The organism is Mesorhizobium sp. B2-4-12 (assembly GCF_006441575.1).
GTDB lineage: Bacteria > Pseudomonadota > Alphaproteobacteria > Rhizobiales > Rhizobiaceae > Mesorhizobium.
Window position 1 is genome coordinate 1 of record NZ_VFVC01000073.1, and the last position, 14,448, is coordinate 14,448.

13 protein-coding genes are annotated in these 14,448 nt (G+C 62.4%); 3 read left to right on the top strand and 10 right to left on the bottom strand.

What is annotated here, in order from left to right; genetic code table 11:
* Positions 1–239 precede the first annotated feature (239 nt).
* Entirely contained in the window at positions 240–2,462 is a 2,223-nt protein-coding gene (locus FJ934_RS26640) for an AMP-binding protein (protein ID WP_140613391.1), read from the top strand.
* A gap of 27 nt (positions 2,463–2,489) precedes the next feature.
* Here FJ934_RS26640 and pssA read toward each other — a convergent pair whose 3' ends face one another.
* From pssA to FJ934_RS26680, 8 genes are all read right to left on the bottom strand, one after another.
* Positions 2,490–3,236, bottom strand: coding sequence for a CDP-diacylglycerol--serine O-phosphatidyltransferase (gene pssA / locus FJ934_RS26645; protein WP_226890680.1), 747 nt, complete (start codon positions 3,234–3,236; stop codon positions 2,490–2,492).
* A 75-nt stretch (positions 3,237–3,311) separates the two neighbouring features.
* Positions 3,312–4,010, bottom strand: a complete 699-nt coding sequence (locus tag FJ934_RS26650; protein WP_140613393.1) for a phosphatidylserine decarboxylase — start codon at positions 4,008–4,010, stop codon at positions 3,312–3,314.
* Between the two features lie 125 nt (positions 4,011–4,135).
* A complete protein-coding gene (locus FJ934_RS26655; RefSeq protein ID WP_140613394.1) occupies positions 4,136–4,726 on the bottom strand; it encodes a hypothetical protein in 591 nt (196 codons plus the stop codon).
* Positions 4,720–5,004, bottom strand: coding sequence for a hypothetical protein (locus FJ934_RS26660; RefSeq protein ID WP_140613395.1), 285 nt, complete (start codon positions 5,002–5,004; stop codon positions 4,720–4,722). The genes FJ934_RS26655 and FJ934_RS26660 overlap by 7 nt, the downstream gene beginning before the upstream one ends.
* Before the next feature lie 530 nt (positions 5,005–5,534).
* Positions 5,535–5,882 carry an antibiotic biosynthesis monooxygenase gene (locus FJ934_RS26665; RefSeq protein ID WP_140613396.1) on the bottom strand — a complete coding sequence of 116 codons (348 nt, stop codon included), beginning with the start codon at positions 5,880–5,882 and terminating at the stop codon, positions 5,535–5,537.
* Between the two features lie 88 nt (positions 5,883–5,970).
* The gene (locus FJ934_RS26670) at positions 5,971–7,854 is read right to left on the bottom strand and encodes an ABC transporter ATP-binding protein/permease (RefSeq protein ID WP_140613397.1); all 1,884 of its coding nucleotides are present in this window, start codon (positions 7,852–7,854) and stop codon (positions 5,971–5,973) included.
* A 24-nt stretch (positions 7,855–7,878) separates the two neighbouring features.
* Positions 7,879–8,223: a metalloregulator ArsR/SmtB family transcription factor gene (locus tag FJ934_RS26675; RefSeq protein WP_140613398.1), complete on the bottom strand. Its 345-nt coding sequence runs from the start codon at positions 8,221–8,223 to the stop codon at positions 7,879–7,881.
* Positions 8,224–8,303: 80 nt separating this feature from the next.
* A complete protein-coding gene (locus FJ934_RS26680; protein ID WP_140613399.1) occupies positions 8,304–9,668 on the bottom strand; it encodes a LysM peptidoglycan-binding domain-containing protein in 1,365 nt (454 codons plus the stop codon).
* 128 nt (positions 9,669–9,796) lie between these two features.
* Here FJ934_RS26680 and FJ934_RS26685 point away from each other — a divergent pair, with 128 nt between their 5' ends.
* Complete coding sequence (locus FJ934_RS26685) at positions 9,797–10,408, top strand: TIGR00730 family Rossman fold protein (protein ID WP_140613400.1); 612 nt, start codon at positions 9,797–9,799, stop codon at positions 10,406–10,408.
* 260 nt (positions 10,409–10,668) lie between these two features.
* Positions 10,669–11,667: a transporter gene (locus tag FJ934_RS26695; protein WP_181165787.1), complete on the top strand. Its 999-nt coding sequence runs from the start codon at positions 10,669–10,671 to the stop codon at positions 11,665–11,667.
* 56 nt (positions 11,668–11,723) lie between these two features.
* Here the strand turns inward: FJ934_RS26695 and rarD are convergent, their stop codons facing one another.
* Positions 11,724–12,638 carry an EamA family transporter RarD gene (gene rarD / locus FJ934_RS26700; RefSeq protein WP_140613403.1) on the bottom strand — a complete coding sequence of 305 codons (915 nt, stop codon included), beginning with the start codon at positions 12,636–12,638 and terminating at the stop codon, positions 11,724–11,726.
* Between the two features lie 83 nt (positions 12,639–12,721).
* Positions 12,722–14,338: a citramalate synthase gene (gene cimA, locus FJ934_RS26705; RefSeq protein WP_140613404.1), complete on the bottom strand. Its 1,617-nt coding sequence runs from the start codon at positions 14,336–14,338 to the stop codon at positions 12,722–12,724.
* Between the last annotated feature and the right edge of the window lie 110 nt (positions 14,339–14,448).

A 14,448-nucleotide genomic window follows, 5' to 3' on the forward strand; every position in this document is an offset into this window, starting at 1 on the left:
CCCAAGTCCCCCCAAACCCCTCGGCCCGTCCTACTCCCAGCCGACCGCAAGGTCGGCTTTTTCTTTGCCAAGAAGTGGCGGAGAGTTCAGCCTGGTCGGCATGGAGCCCGGGTAGCGGGCGCTTGAAGGCAGCATGACGTCTTCTTCCCACATTGACCTTCCTCCCACATCGTCTAGGTTCTGCCTCGACGCAGCCGCAAAAGAGCCGCTATAATAAAAATCGTTGGGAGAGAAGCTGTATGATCCTGACACTGGCGCTGCTTGCGGGCCTTGTTCTGGCCTGGTTGCTGATCGGCGTGGTAGAGAAATTCCGCCTCGGCCTGCGCTTCAGCCAGGCGCTGCTTTATGTCCCGTTCAAGCTCGCCTACCGGATCGCCGACAACCGCATCAGGATCGCCCGCAAGGCGCAGGTTCCAGTCATCTATGTGATCTCGCATCAATCGCGCTTCGAGCCCGCGCTGATGCTGTCGCTGTTGCCGGATGACACGCTGCACATACTCGACGAGATCTCTGCGCGCTCGCCTTGGCTTGAGCCATGGCGCGAGCTTGGCCGCACCATCGCCTTCAATGCCGAGCATGTCTTCGTCAGCCGGCGGCTGGTGCGGGTACTGAAGGGCAAGGGACGCCTTGCCGTCTACCTGCCGGATGCGGTCGAGCCTGACGTCAAGACGTTTCGGCTGTTTCGTGCCGTCACCCGTATCGCCATGCAGGCCGACGCCCGCATCGTGCCGATCTTTGTCTCCGGTACGCGCAGCCTGCCTGTGTCGCTGACGCCGGCCAGCAAGGCGCCGCGGCACTGGTTCCCACGGCTCTCAATCAGCACGCTGGAGCCGATGACCATCGCCGAGCTGGTGGCGCGCAACCCCGACCAGGCTTCGAACACCAACGCGCTGTTCGACCGCGTTGCCGAGGCGCGGCTTTTTGGCACGGACTTCGATCGTGGCCTGTTCCTGGTCATGCGCGATGCCGCGACCCGCGTCGGCGCCTCGCATCCAATCATCGAGGATGTCATCTCCGGCGCGTTGAGCTGCCGCCGGATGTTCATCGGTGCGCGCGTGCTGGGCAGACGCTTCGAGGCGGTGACGGCGCCAGGCGAGGCGGTGGGCGTGATGCTGCCCAACGCCAATGGCGTCGTGCTGTCGTTGGTCGGCCTTCTCTCGGCCGGCAGGGTGGCGGCGATGATCAACTACACCGCCGGGCCGGCGAGCGTCACGGCTGCCGTGCGCACAGCCGTCATCCGTACCGTTATCTCTTCACGCGCCTTCGTCGAGAAGGCGGATCTTGCCGATATTGTCGCTGCGGTCGAAAAGGGCGGCGCCAGGCTGCTGTGGCTGGAAGATCTGCGCGGCAGCGTTAGCACGCTCGACAAGCTCGCCGCCGCCTTGCTTTGGCGCGTGCCGCTGCAGCGGCAGGATGCGGCCAAGCCAGGGGTAATCCTGTTCACCTCGGGTTCTGAAGGTACGCCCAAGGCGGTGGTTCTGTCGCAAAGGAATCTGCTCGCCAACGCCATGCAGGCCGAGGCGCGCGTTACCATTTCGCCGGCGGACATCCTGCTCAACGTGCTGCCGGTGTTCCATTCTTTCGGCCTGACGGGCGGCACCATCCTGCCGCTGGTCACCGGCGTAAAGCTGTTCCTCTACCCCTCGCCTCTGCACTACAAGATCATCCCCGAGATCGCGCGCAAGGTGAAGCCAACGATCATGTTCGGTACCGACACGTTCCTCGCCAACTATGCGCGCACGGCCAAGGACGGCGATTTCTCCAGCCTGCGCTTCGTCGTCGCCGGCGCCGAGGCGGTGAAGCCGGAAACGCGCCGTGTCTATCGCGAGCGCTTCCAGGCCGAGATCATCGAAGGCTTCGGGCTGACCGAAGCCGCGCCGGTGGTTGCCGTCAACACAGCGATCCATGGCCGGGATGGTACCGTCGGGCGGCTCTTGCCGGCCATGCGCATGAAGCTGGAGCCGGTCGAAGGCATTTCGGACGCCGGTCAATTGTGGCTCGACGGACCCAATCTGATGATGGGCTACATGACCGCGGACCGCCCTGGCGAGTTGCAGCAGCTGACTGGCTGGCACGACACCGGTGACATCGTCGCCGTCGACCGTGAAGGGTTCATCACCATTCGAGGCCGTGCCAAGCGCTTCGCCAAGATCGCCGGAGAGATGGTGTCGCTGGGCGCCGTCGAAATGCTAGTGCAGTCGCTGTGGCCGGAAGAGCGCCATGCGGCGGTGGCGGTGCCGGACAAGAGGCGCGGCGAGCGCATCGTGCTGGTCACCACCGCCGACGATGCCAATCCGGAAGAGCTGCGTCAGTTCGGCAAGAAGGCCGGGGCAGCCGAATTGATGGTGCCGAACGATATCATCAAGGTGGAAGAAATCCCGGTGCTCGGTTCCGGCAAGACCGACTATGTCTCGACCAGAAAGCTGGCGATTGACAGGCTGGGGCTCGGGATCGCGGCCTGAATCAGATCAACAACTTCGGCGTAGCCCTTAACCTATGTCCGAAGGCGGCACCTTCTCGCCCTCGAGCTTGGCACGCTTGGAATAGGCGCGCACGGAAAACGGCAGGAAGATCAGATAGCCCGCGACCGAGGCTGTCAGCGTGTACCAGGGATAGGTCATCAGCAAGAGAATGTAGAGCACGACTGCCAGGATCACTGGCAGCACGCGGTCGCCGGGAATCTTGACGCTTTTGCCGGAATAGACGGGCAAACGGCTGACCAGAAGAAAGGCGACCAGAATGGTGAACGCTGTGGCGATGAAGGCGGCCGGGCGGCTGGGCTCCAGCCCGAGCCGCAGGAAATAGAGATAGAGCGGCAGCATCACCAGCACCGCGCCCGCCGGCGCCGGCACGCCGACGAAATACTCGGATTGCCATAGAGGACGCTCGGCCTTCTCGTCGTCGAGCACATTGAAGCGGGCAAGCCTGAGCCCGCAGGCGATGGCGAACAAAAGCGCCGCGATCCAGCCCGGCGAGCCGGCGCGGTCGAGCAGGAAGGCATAAAGCACCAGGGCCGGCGCAACACCGAAATTGACGATGTCGGCCAGCGAGTCCATCTGCGCGCCGAACTTGGACGTCGCCTTCAGCATGCGCGCCAGTCGCCCATCGATGCCGTCGAGGAAGGCGGCCAGCAGCACCATGACCACCGCGGTTTCAAAACGGTTTTCGAAGGCGAAACGGATGCCGGACAAGCCCGCGCAGATAGCAAGCACGGTGACCAGATTGGGCAGCACCATACGCATCGGGATCTCGCGGATGCGCGGGCCGCCGCTGGCATGGGCCTCGAATTTCTTGAACGGCGCGCCCACCGCTTACGAAATCCTGACCAAAGGCGTGCCGGTGACACCGCCGAATTCGGCCAGCACGGTTTCGCCACCGACCGCCGTCTGGCCAACGGCAACGCGCGGCGTGGCGGTCAAGGGCAGGAACACATCGACGCGCGAGCCGAAGCGGATCAGGCCGAAACGCTCGCCGATGGCGATCGAGCCACCGGCCTCGGCCCAGCAGACGATGCGCCGCGCCACAAGGCCCGCGATCTGGACAGCGGCCACCGTGCCGTTGGGGCTCTCGATGACAAGACCGTTGCGCTCGTTCTCGGTGCTGGCCTTATCCAGTTCGGCGTTGAGGAATTTTCCGGGCCGATGTTCGATCTTGGCAATGCGGCCGCGCACGGGGGCACGGTTCACATGGCAGGAAAAGACGTTCATGAAGACCGAGATGCGGGTCATCTCGACATTGCCGAGGCCAAGCTCGCGTGGCGGCACGGCCGGGCCGACCGCGGAGACGATGCCATCGGCGGGGCTCACCACCAGGCGATCGTCAACCGGTGTGACGCGCTCAGGATCACGGAAGAAGTAGACACACCAGGCGGTCAGGATCAGGCCGATCCAAAACAGGATCGACGAGAAATAGCCGAGGAAAAGGGTCGCCGCGCCGAAGGCCGCGATGAAGGGATAGCCTTCGCGATGGATCGGTACGAACGCGTTCTTGACCGTGTCGACAAGGCTCATGGGGTGGGGGCGGTCCCTGTTTCAGGTCCGGCCTCAATAGCGGAAAGCCCCCCTGCCCGCAACGCAACAATGGCGGGAGGATGGCGGGTCACTGGAGACGGATACCCCGAAACGCGGGCAGATGCCTATCCGGCGGCAGCGGAGCGATCAAAGTGCTCGTCGAGTTCGGACATGGTAGCCTCAGCGAGCTTTTCGTCATCCTTGCCCCGCAAGAGCAGACCGCCATTCGGCGAAGACAAGAAATGGAAGGCCCGGTCCGACGCCGTCACCACCCAGTTCACGAGTGGCCCTTCCGCCGTTTGCACCATCGAGTTCGCCGACACAACTGCACCCACAGGATCGAACCCGGCTTTGCGCAACAAAAGGTCGACTGCGACCGGAGCATGGAATTGCTCGGCCAATTCGATAACCGCGTTGATCTCCGATCCTTCAGCATGACCAAGCCGCACGCCGATTCGTGGTGGGTTCGCTCCCAACGAGTTCTCACTCGGGCGTACGATCGGTGGATCTTCGGGCGCGATATGTTCGTAAACGGCAACGCTTGCCTTTGTTTCGGCGCACAGCCGGAGCTCTTTCGAACTGGTTCGAAGGTGGAAAACCAGCTGCTTTTCGCCTTCGACGTCCAATATCCTTGCCATCCCGAATGCCAGCTTGACCTCCGGTGGTGATATTTTTGCGCAGGCGAGGCCGGCACCAACCTGGCGCTGGCTCAACATCTGGCGCACCAGTTTGCTAACCGACTCGTGAAGAAGCCTGCCTTCGCGCTGGGGTTTGCCAGCACCAGTTGGTCGATGGCATCGTCGTAATCGTCATCATCGACAATTTGCAGATCGGGCCAGGACGTGACCCATCGCGCAAGCAAATCGTCCATCGCCACGGCTTCGTCCGCTTCGTAGAATGCGTCATCGAGCTTATCCAAGAAATCGTCGCGGCCACCCTCGAAGCCCATTTGTTTCGCTGCTTTGTCGGGATGTTTGGCGACCCATGTCGACATTTTTTCCAAAGTCGCCAACTGCCCCTTTGCACCGCAAGCGATGAGGCAGCTCTGGCGTTGGCAATCGTTGGGTCGATTTCTGTGCCTGCATTATGGATGAATTGACTGTGGCCGCCGTTCTTTACCTCCGAGGAATACCAGTCCGAGTGAAATACCTGCATCGCCTTGGGGTTGATCTCTGGATGCCGATATAGCCCTTTGGAAATCATCGTCACGGCGAATTGCATGACGGCGACGACAAGCTGAAAAGGCTTTTCGCCAGCCTCTTCGATCTTCGAACGAGGCACGACGATCAGGGGCACCAGAAGGCTACCTCCCTTACCCGCCGAAGCTAGGGCTTTCTTCTCGGAGGCTTCTTTGGATCTACGCGAGAAAAACCGAAACATCGCAATTCATCCGAAGTAAATTGGTGATTATTTCTGTCGGGGACAGTATCACTAGCGATCGGAGATAAAAGCCCTTGCTTGATCTATTGAATAGGAGGAGCAACGCCCGCATCGACCAGGCGCCGCGGCTCTAAGATAACCCCCTTACACCTCCGGCACGCGCTGGTAGTTGGCGATGTCGGCCTTGACGCCCAGGCGCGCAATGGTTTCCTGCGGATTGAAGGCGATGCGCTCATGTGCGGCCTTGACGATCGGCACGACATTGTCGACGGCGGCCTGGCTTTCCCATTCGACGATCGTCACCAGGTTGAATTCGCCCGGCCCCGAAAATTGCTCGAGCACGAAATCCTGCACGAAACCCTGCTGCTGGCGCAGCAATTCGTGGGTTGTCCTGACCTTGACGAGTATCTCCTCGCGGGCGGCGGCGGGGACGACGAACTTGTCGACCCTGAACACGCTGCCGCCGTTTACATTCTGATTTATGTCGTTCATTTCAATTCTTCCGTTCTTGAACCGTGGTGTTTGCGGGCTCCAGGAACGGCGTACAATCTCAACCTAAGTTGAGGTCAAGCGCAAAAGATCAATTTACCTCCGATGTCCGCCGGCGAACGATGACGCCGAACTCGTCGCCTTCGCGGGCGCGGCGCAGCCGCTCTTCAGCTTCGGTCGCCTCGCGCTGGCGGTCCCACATGGAGGCGTAGAGGCCGTGCTTTCGCATCAGCTCGACATGGGTGCCGCGCTCGGCGATCTGGCCGTCCTTCAGCACGATGATCTCGTCGGCGGAAATCACCGTCGACAGCCGGTGGGCGATCACGATGGTGGTGCGCCCCTTGCTGACGAGGTCGAGCGCGGCCTGGATCTCCTGCTCGGTGTGGCTGTCAAGTGCCGAGGTCGCTTCGTCGAGCATCAGGATCGGCGGCGCCTTCAGGATGGTGCGGGCAATCGCGACGCGCTGCTTCTCGCCGCCGGAGAGCTTCAGCCCGCGCTCGCCGACCATCGACTTGTAGCCGTCCGGCAGCTTCTCGATAAACGGCCCGATCTGGGCGAGTTCGGCGGCCTTGCGCACTTCCTCCTCGCTTGCACCAACGCGGCCATAGCGGATGTTGTAGGCGATGGTGTCGTTAAACAGCACTGTGTCCTGCGGCACCATGCCGAGCACCGCGCGCAGGCTGTCCTGCGTCACATCCCGGATGTCCTGGCCGTCGATAAGCACCTGGCCACCCTGCACGTCATAGAATCGGAACAGCAGCCGCGAGATGGTCGATTTGCCGGCGCCAGACGGTCCGACAATGGCGACTGTCTTGCCCGCCGGAACTTCGAAGCTGACGCCCTTCAGGATCTTGCGGTTTGGATCATAGGAGAAATGCACGTCGCGGAACTCGACCTTGCCGGCACCGACGGCCAGCGGCTTGGCATCGGGCTTGTCGACAATCTCCTGCGGCACGTCGAGCAGGTCGAACATGTGCTCGATATCGGTAAGGCCCTGGCGGATCTCGCGGTAGATGAAGCCGATGAAATTGAGCGGCACCGAAAGCTGCACCAGCATGGCGTTGATGAACACGAAATCACCCACGGTCTGGGTGTGGGCCTGCACCTCCAGCGCCGACATGCACATGACGACCACCGTGCCGAGGCCGAAGATGAAGCCCTGGCCGAAGTTCAGCCAGCCGAGCGAGGTCCAGGTCTTGGTGGCGGCGATCTCATAGCGCGCCATGGAGCGATCGAAGCGCTCGGCCTCCATTCGCTCGTTGGTGAAGTACTTCACCGTCTCGAAATTGAGCAGCGAGTCGATCGCCTTGGTATTGGCGTCGGTGTCGCTGTCGTTCATGTCGCGGCGGATCGAGATGCGCCAGTCGCTCGCCTTCACCGTGAACCAGACATAGACCCAGACGGTCACCGCCACCACGGCCACATATTTCCAGCCATAGGTGAAACCGAATATGCCGGCGGTCAGCGCGAATTCGAGGATGGTCGGGGCGGTGTTGAGCATGATGAAACGCACGATTGTTTCGATGCCCTTGGTGCCGCGCTCGATGATGCGCGACAGACCGCCAGTGCGGCGCTCCAAGTGGAAGCGAAGCGACAGCTGATGCATGTGGACGAAGGTACGAAAGGCAAGCTGACGCACCGCATGCTGGCCGACCCGGGCAAACAGCGCATCGCGCAACTGGTTGAAGCCGAGTTGAACCAGCCTCAGCACGTTGTAGGCGATGACCAGCATCACCGGGGCGAGCAGGAACGACGGCAGCGGCGGTGGCGTTTTGAAGCCGCCCGCCAGCGCATCGGTTGCCCATTTGAAGAAATAGGGGCCGGCGACCAATGTCACCTTGGCAACGACAAGCAGCAGCGTCGCCCAAGTCACCCGTGCCCTGAGATCGGCACGGTCGGCCGGCCACATATAGGGCCAGAGGTTACGTAGCGTCGTGAGAGTTGAGGTGTCGGCGGAGACGGTTTTTTCGGCCACTTTTCTTGCCCTTGGGTGAGAGGATCAGCGGCCGGAGCAGCAGGAATTGACGAGTGCGCTCAGCGATGCCGAAACATCGGCAAGCGCTGCTTGGTCGACCTTGTAGCGGGAGCGCTGACGATCCGGCTCGAACCGGACCAGGCCGGCCTCGACCAGTATCTTGAGATGCTGGGACACGGTCGACTGCGCCAGATCGAAACGGTCAACGACCTCGCGGCAGCAGCAGGAATTGCTGGCCGAGAGGTGCTTCAGTATCTCGATACGCGCCGGATGCGACAGTGCAGCGAACCGCGCCGCGACAGCCCTGCTATCGGGGATGCAGTTGGGCAGAGCGCCTGCGCGGTCTGGTTCAAGGACGGATTCTGTCATCGTTCATCGGCGATAGACGATGAACGATGACAGGGCAAGCTAGACCGATGGGTAGATCGCCTGAATTGCCGACCTTTTTCCTACTGCGTCTTCGCCGGCGCCGTCGTCGCCTGCTCACCTATCGCCTTGAGGTCGGCGGCTTCGCCTTCCTTGGACTTTCCCGGGACCTTGAACACCTGACCGGGCCAGATGCGGTCAGGATTCCTGATCTGATCCTGGTTGGCGAGGTAGATGGTGGAGTAGCGCATGCCATAGCCGTAGACGCGCCGCGAAATCCGCCACAATGTGTCATGGCGGCGAATAATGACGGCGCCGCCGGCATGTTCGAGTTTGGGCGCCACGGTTTCGGGCACGTCGCTTGGCGGCGTTGCGGCCGCGACAACGGCCGGAGCTTCAGTGGCAGGTGCGGCCGGCTTTGCTTCGGCCGGTTTTGCCTCCGCGGGCTTGGTATCCGGGGCCACGGCGGCGACCGCCTCGCCCGGCTCTCGCTCGAACGGCACGGCGGCACGGGCCACGACCTTCACCCCGTCGGCATCGAGGCCGTCGACATGGATGGTATAGCTGCCGACCGGAACGTCCCGTGTCGCTTCGACAAGGAAATGCCCGTCGGGCGATGTCTGTGCGTCACCGAGCAGGATGTCGTTGGCATAGGCGCGGACCTTGCGGCCCGGATCGGCAAGGCCGGCGACAAAGATCTTGTTGCCGTCGATCTCGACCGCCTCGACGACGATCTTGGGTTCACCCACGGATACGGCGGCCTGAGCTGCCGGTGCCGGCGCGGTTGCAGCCGGCGATTCGGTGGCTGGGGCGGCCGCTCCTGCGACAGCCTGGTTGCCGGCAGTCTGTGCTTCCGGTTTCTTTTCGGGCGCGGGAACTGTGAGCAGTTCGGCCGGCTTGCCCGGCTCCTCGACCATGGCCAGAACCTGGCCGGAGGCAGTTGCGGGAACCGAGACGACAGCGGTTTGCGCCGAGGTCGTCACGATACTGCCGGTCGTCGAACGCAGTGCAATTGTATAGTCGCCGGGCTTCAACGGATCGTCGAGCACGATGACAAAAGCGCCATCGGGACCCGCCACCGCCGAACCGAGCACCGGCGCGCCGTTGAGGATCTCGACCTTCGAGCTGGGCGCCGCATTGCCGGCGACGACGATCGAGCCATTGGCCTCGACACGCACGACATCGAAAGTCGGCGTGACCGGACCGGCCGTTGCGGGCGCTGCCGCACCGGTTGTGGGGGCGGCCGGAGCGGTCGTTGCCTGCGCCGGCAGGCGCGCTTCCGTGCCCGCGTCCGTAGGTTTCGGTGCCGCTGGCGGTGTCAATGCCGCGACTTCCGGCGGTTTACGATGAAGATAAGGGTCGAGTGCGCCCGACACATAGGCTGTTCCCACGGCCGCGACGGTCCCACCCGCCGCGAACAAGAACGCCTTTAATGGATTGATTGCCATGTATTTCGCTACCCCTTAGCCACCTAATGCCGGTCTAGCGTGTTTTGCCACGACCGACAAGAAAAAGCCCGCCCTTGTTGGTCCTTGGGGCTTGACCGCGCTTTCAGACCCAATCACCAATCATCGGTATGAACACGATTCGATCCGTCTGCGTCTATTGCGGCTCGTCTCCGGGCCGCGATGAAACTTACGCCAAGGCCGGCCACCTGCTCGGGCGCTCGCTCGCGCGCTCCGGCCTCAGGCTGATCTATGGCGGCGGCACCAAGGGTATCATGGGCGCCGTCGCCGAAGGCGCGCTCAAGGCCGGCGGCAAGGTGACGGGCATCATTCCCCGCTTCCTGATCAACAGGGAAGCAACCGAAACCGCGCTCGACCGGCTCGACGAACTGTTGATCACCGACAACATGCACGAGCGCAAACATAGAATGTTCGAGAAATCCGACGCCTTTGTGGCGTTGCCAGGCGGCATCGGCACGGTCGAGGAGATCGTCGAGATCATGACCTGGGCGCAACTCGGCCATCACCGCAAACCGATCGTGTTCGGCAATGTCGGCGGATTCTGGGATCCGATGCTGACACTGCTTGATCACATGACCGCAGAGGGTTTCATCCACACCGCGCAACGGGTCAAGCCGCTGGTCGTCAACGACCCCGAGGCCATCGTCGCCGCCATCATGGTGGCCGGCTCCTCCGTCGACGCACCAACCGAGGGCGTACAGTCGGTGATCGACAAAATGTGAGGTTAGGGAATTGGGAATTGGCAGTAAGGCAGTAGGGAAAGACAGTCCCTACTGCCCTACTGCCCTACTGCCCTACTGCCCTACTGCCCTACTGCCCTACTGCCCTACTGCCCTACTGCCACCGCATTGCTGCGCGTCGACACACTGTGATCGACTGTCAAGAAACCGTCACACGGAAACGGGTCCGCGCGTGCTAGAAATCGCGGTGAGGTAGCCGCCACGCGGCGCCACGTCCGAAACTTGCATCTGGCGCTATGCCCATGGATACCGCCCTCGCCCCGGAAGGCGCCGACCTGTCGCCCTACCTGCCCGACGAGCACGGGCTGTTCTTCATCTATCATTTCACCGCGGAAGGCGTGCGGAGCAAGGATGCTGACGCCGCGCACTGGACTTGGCGCAGCTACCAGATCACCGATCTGCATGCACGCCAGGAGATCGGCGCGGAGAAGGCTCTGCCGGCCCCGGCGCGCGATGCTTTCCTGGCGCCAAGCCACGGCTGTCACATCGACTATGAGGATGGCTGGCTCTATGGCGATTTGCCGGACCTCAAGCACGACTTTTCGGAAGCGCGCGGGCTCGTCCATTTCCGCTTCGCCTTCAACGACACGATGTTGATAGGCGCCCGCAAGCAGCCGCTGGAGTCGGTCGACGCGGTTCGCAAGGCGGTGGAAAATGGATCACGCAAATTCCGCTCGCCGTCGGACCTGATCGAGGCCGTCATGGGCCAGTCGCTCGACGGCATGGCGAGCGAACTCGGCAAGCTCGGCGATACGCTGGACGGCATCGAGGACCGCGTCGTGCGCGATGCATGGCACAATGAGCGGCAAGCGCTGGTCGAGGCGCGCCGGCAACTCGTGGTCATCCACCGGCAGATGGCGACGCTCACCAATCTGTTCAGGCATCTCGACCATGCGCATCGCGACGAGCTGCCCGACCCCATAAACGACATGGCCGCAAGGCTCTCGCACCGGGCGCAGACCCTCTTCCACGACGGCGAGCAGTTGCAGGCGCGCACGAGGCTGCTGCAGGACGAACTGATGGCGAAACTGACGATGCAGTCGAACCAGCTGCTCTACGTTCTTTCAGTGCTGACGGCGGTGCTGCTGCCGATGACCATAATCTCGGGCCTCTTCGGCATGAATGTCGGCGGGCTGCCGCTGGTCGATACGCCAATGGGCTTCTGGATTGTGACGGCAGTGTCGGTGGCCATCGCGGCGGCCACCTATCTTTTTGTCAGGCGCCTTGGCCGGGGACTGTAGCGGCAGCTTGGCAACTTCTGGCGCCGAAGCGCGAAGGTCCTCCGCATTGAAACTTTCTATCGAGCCGCCCTACGCGCGCTGGTCAACATCGACCAGGAATAGATCGCGAGTGCCGTCCAGATCAGGACAAAGGCGACGGCCTGCGTGGTGCCGAACGGCTCGTTGAAGACCAGCACGGCGATCAGGAACACCATGGTCGGCGCGATATACTGCATGATGCCGATGGTGGAGAGCCGCAAAAGCTTGGCGCCGAACGCAAACAAAAGCAGCGGCACCGATGTGATCGGGCCGCAGCCGATCAGCAACGCCGTATCGGTGCCAGTGCTGGATATGATGTGATCCTGTCCGGTCGCAATCAAGTAGACGATATAGCCGAGAGCCGGCACGGACAGCAGAAGCACTTCGAGCAGAAAGCCCTGGCTTGGCCCGATCGGCAGCGTCTTGCGGAAGAAGCCGTAGGCGGCGAAGGAAAACGCCAATGCCAGCGACACCCAGGGCAACTTGCCGCCTTCGATTGTCAGCACCGCGACCGCAACCGCCGCAAGCACCACAGCCGCGATCTGTAAACGGTCGAGCCGCTCGCCCAGCAGCAGCGCGCCGACGACGACGCTGACCAGCGGATTGATGTAGTAGCCAAGCGCCGTTTCGACGGTACGGTCGACGGCGATCGCCCAGACATAGATGCCCCAGTTGACCGAGATCAGCGCCGCCGTCAGCGCCGCCATGGCGATGGTGCGGGGCGAACGAATTGCCACCTTGAAGTCCGCCGTGCGGCCGGCCCAGACCAGAACCGCCGCAGCGATCGGCACGGACCAGACGACGCGATGCGCGATCACCTCGGCAAGCGGCAGATGCGCCACCGCCTTCATGTAGAAAGGCAGCAATCCCCAGAGCAGATAGGCACCCAGCGCCAGCAGGAAGCCGCGGCGGGCTTTTGAATCTGCGTCCAGAGCAATCGTTTCAGTCGCCATGGGCCAACGCTATGGCCCAGTAACCCTGGCAAGACCATCGCAAAGTTCTGATGGATCAATGGACTTTCGGTGATGGTTCAAACTTACTCGGCCGCAACAAGTCCCGCCATCTCGCGATTCTTCATCAGCTTGTAGACGATCGAATCCATCAGCGCCTGGAAGGACGCATCGATGATATTTTCCGACACACCGACCGTCCACCAGCGGGCGCCGGAGGAATCATGCGATTCGACGAGCACGCGGGTGATGGCCTCGGTGCCGCCATTGAGGATACGCACCTTGAAGTCGGCAAGCTCGAGATCGACGATCTCGTTCTGGTACTTGCCGAGATCCTTGCGCAGCGCGATGTCGAGCGCGTTGACCGGGCCATGTCCCTCGGCCACCGACATTTTCTCCTCGCCGTCGACCAGCACTTTCACGATCGCCTCGGACACCGTCTTCAACTGGCCATTGGCGTCGAAGCGACGCTCGACCATGCAGCGAAACGAGGTGACGTTGAAGAATTCGGGCAGGCCGTGCAGCATCTTGCGCGCCAGGAGCTCGAATGAGGCGTCGGCGCCTTCATAGGCATAGCCTTCGGCCTCGCGCTCCTTGACGACCGCGATCAGCGCGTCGAGCCGGTGGTCGTCCTTCGGCACATCGATGCCGCGCCGCTTCAATTCAGCGAGGAAATTGGCCTTACCGCCCTGGTCCGAGACCATGACGCGGCGCCGGTTGCCGACGGCTTGCGGCTCTACATGCTCATAGGTCGCCGGCTCCTTGGCCAGCGCGGAAGCATGGATGCCGGCCTTGGTGGCGAAGGCCGAGGCGCCGACATAGGGCGCCTGCGCTTCCGGCGCGCGGTTAAGCAATTCGTCGAAGGCGCGGGAAAGCCTCGAAATGCCACTCAGAGCCTCGGCCGAAATGCCGGTCTCGAAGCGGTCGGCGAAAGCCGGCTTGAGCGCGAGCGTTGGCACGATGGAGATCAGATTGGCATTGCCGCAGCGCTCGCCGATGCCGTTCAGCGTGCCCTGGATCTGGCGCACGCCCGCTTCGACCGCGGCGAGCGAATTCGCCACGGCCTGGCCGGTGTCGTCATGGGCATGGATGCCGAGATGGCCGCCCGGTATGCCTGCCGCGATGACCTTGTCGACGATGGCCCGCACTTCCGAGGGCTGCGTGCCGCCATTGGTGTCGCACAATACCACCCAGCGTGCGCCGGCGTCATACGCCGTCCTTGCGCAAGCCAGCGCATAGTCCGGATTGGCCTTGAAGCCGTCGAAGAAATGCTCGCAGTCGACCATCGCTTCCTTGCCCGAAGCGACAGCGGCCTCGACCGAAGCCTTGATGGCGTCGAGATTCTCCTCGTTCGTACAGCCAAGCGCGACGCGAACGTGATAATCCCAACTCTTGGCAACGAAGCAGATGGCGTCCGATTTCGACTGGACAAGTGCGGCAAGGCCCGGGTCGTTGGACGCCGACACCCCTGCCCGCTTGGTCATGCCGAAGGCGACGAATTTGGCCGTCGCCGTGCGCTTCTGCTGAAAGAATGCAGTGTCGGTCGGATTGGCGCCGGGATAACCGCCCTCGACATAGTCCATGCCGAATTCGTCAAGCAGTTTTGCGATCGCGATCTTGTCCTCGACCGAGAAGTCGATGCCCGGCGTCTGCTGGCCATCGCGCAGTGTGGTGTCGAAGAGGAACAATCTTTGCTTTTTCATGGCAGTAGCTCGAAAGGTCGCGATCCTTCGCGACCCCCTCTGTCCTGCCGGACATCTCCCCCACAAGGGGGGAGATCAGCAGCTTCGGCCCTGCCGCTTCTCCTGCAACG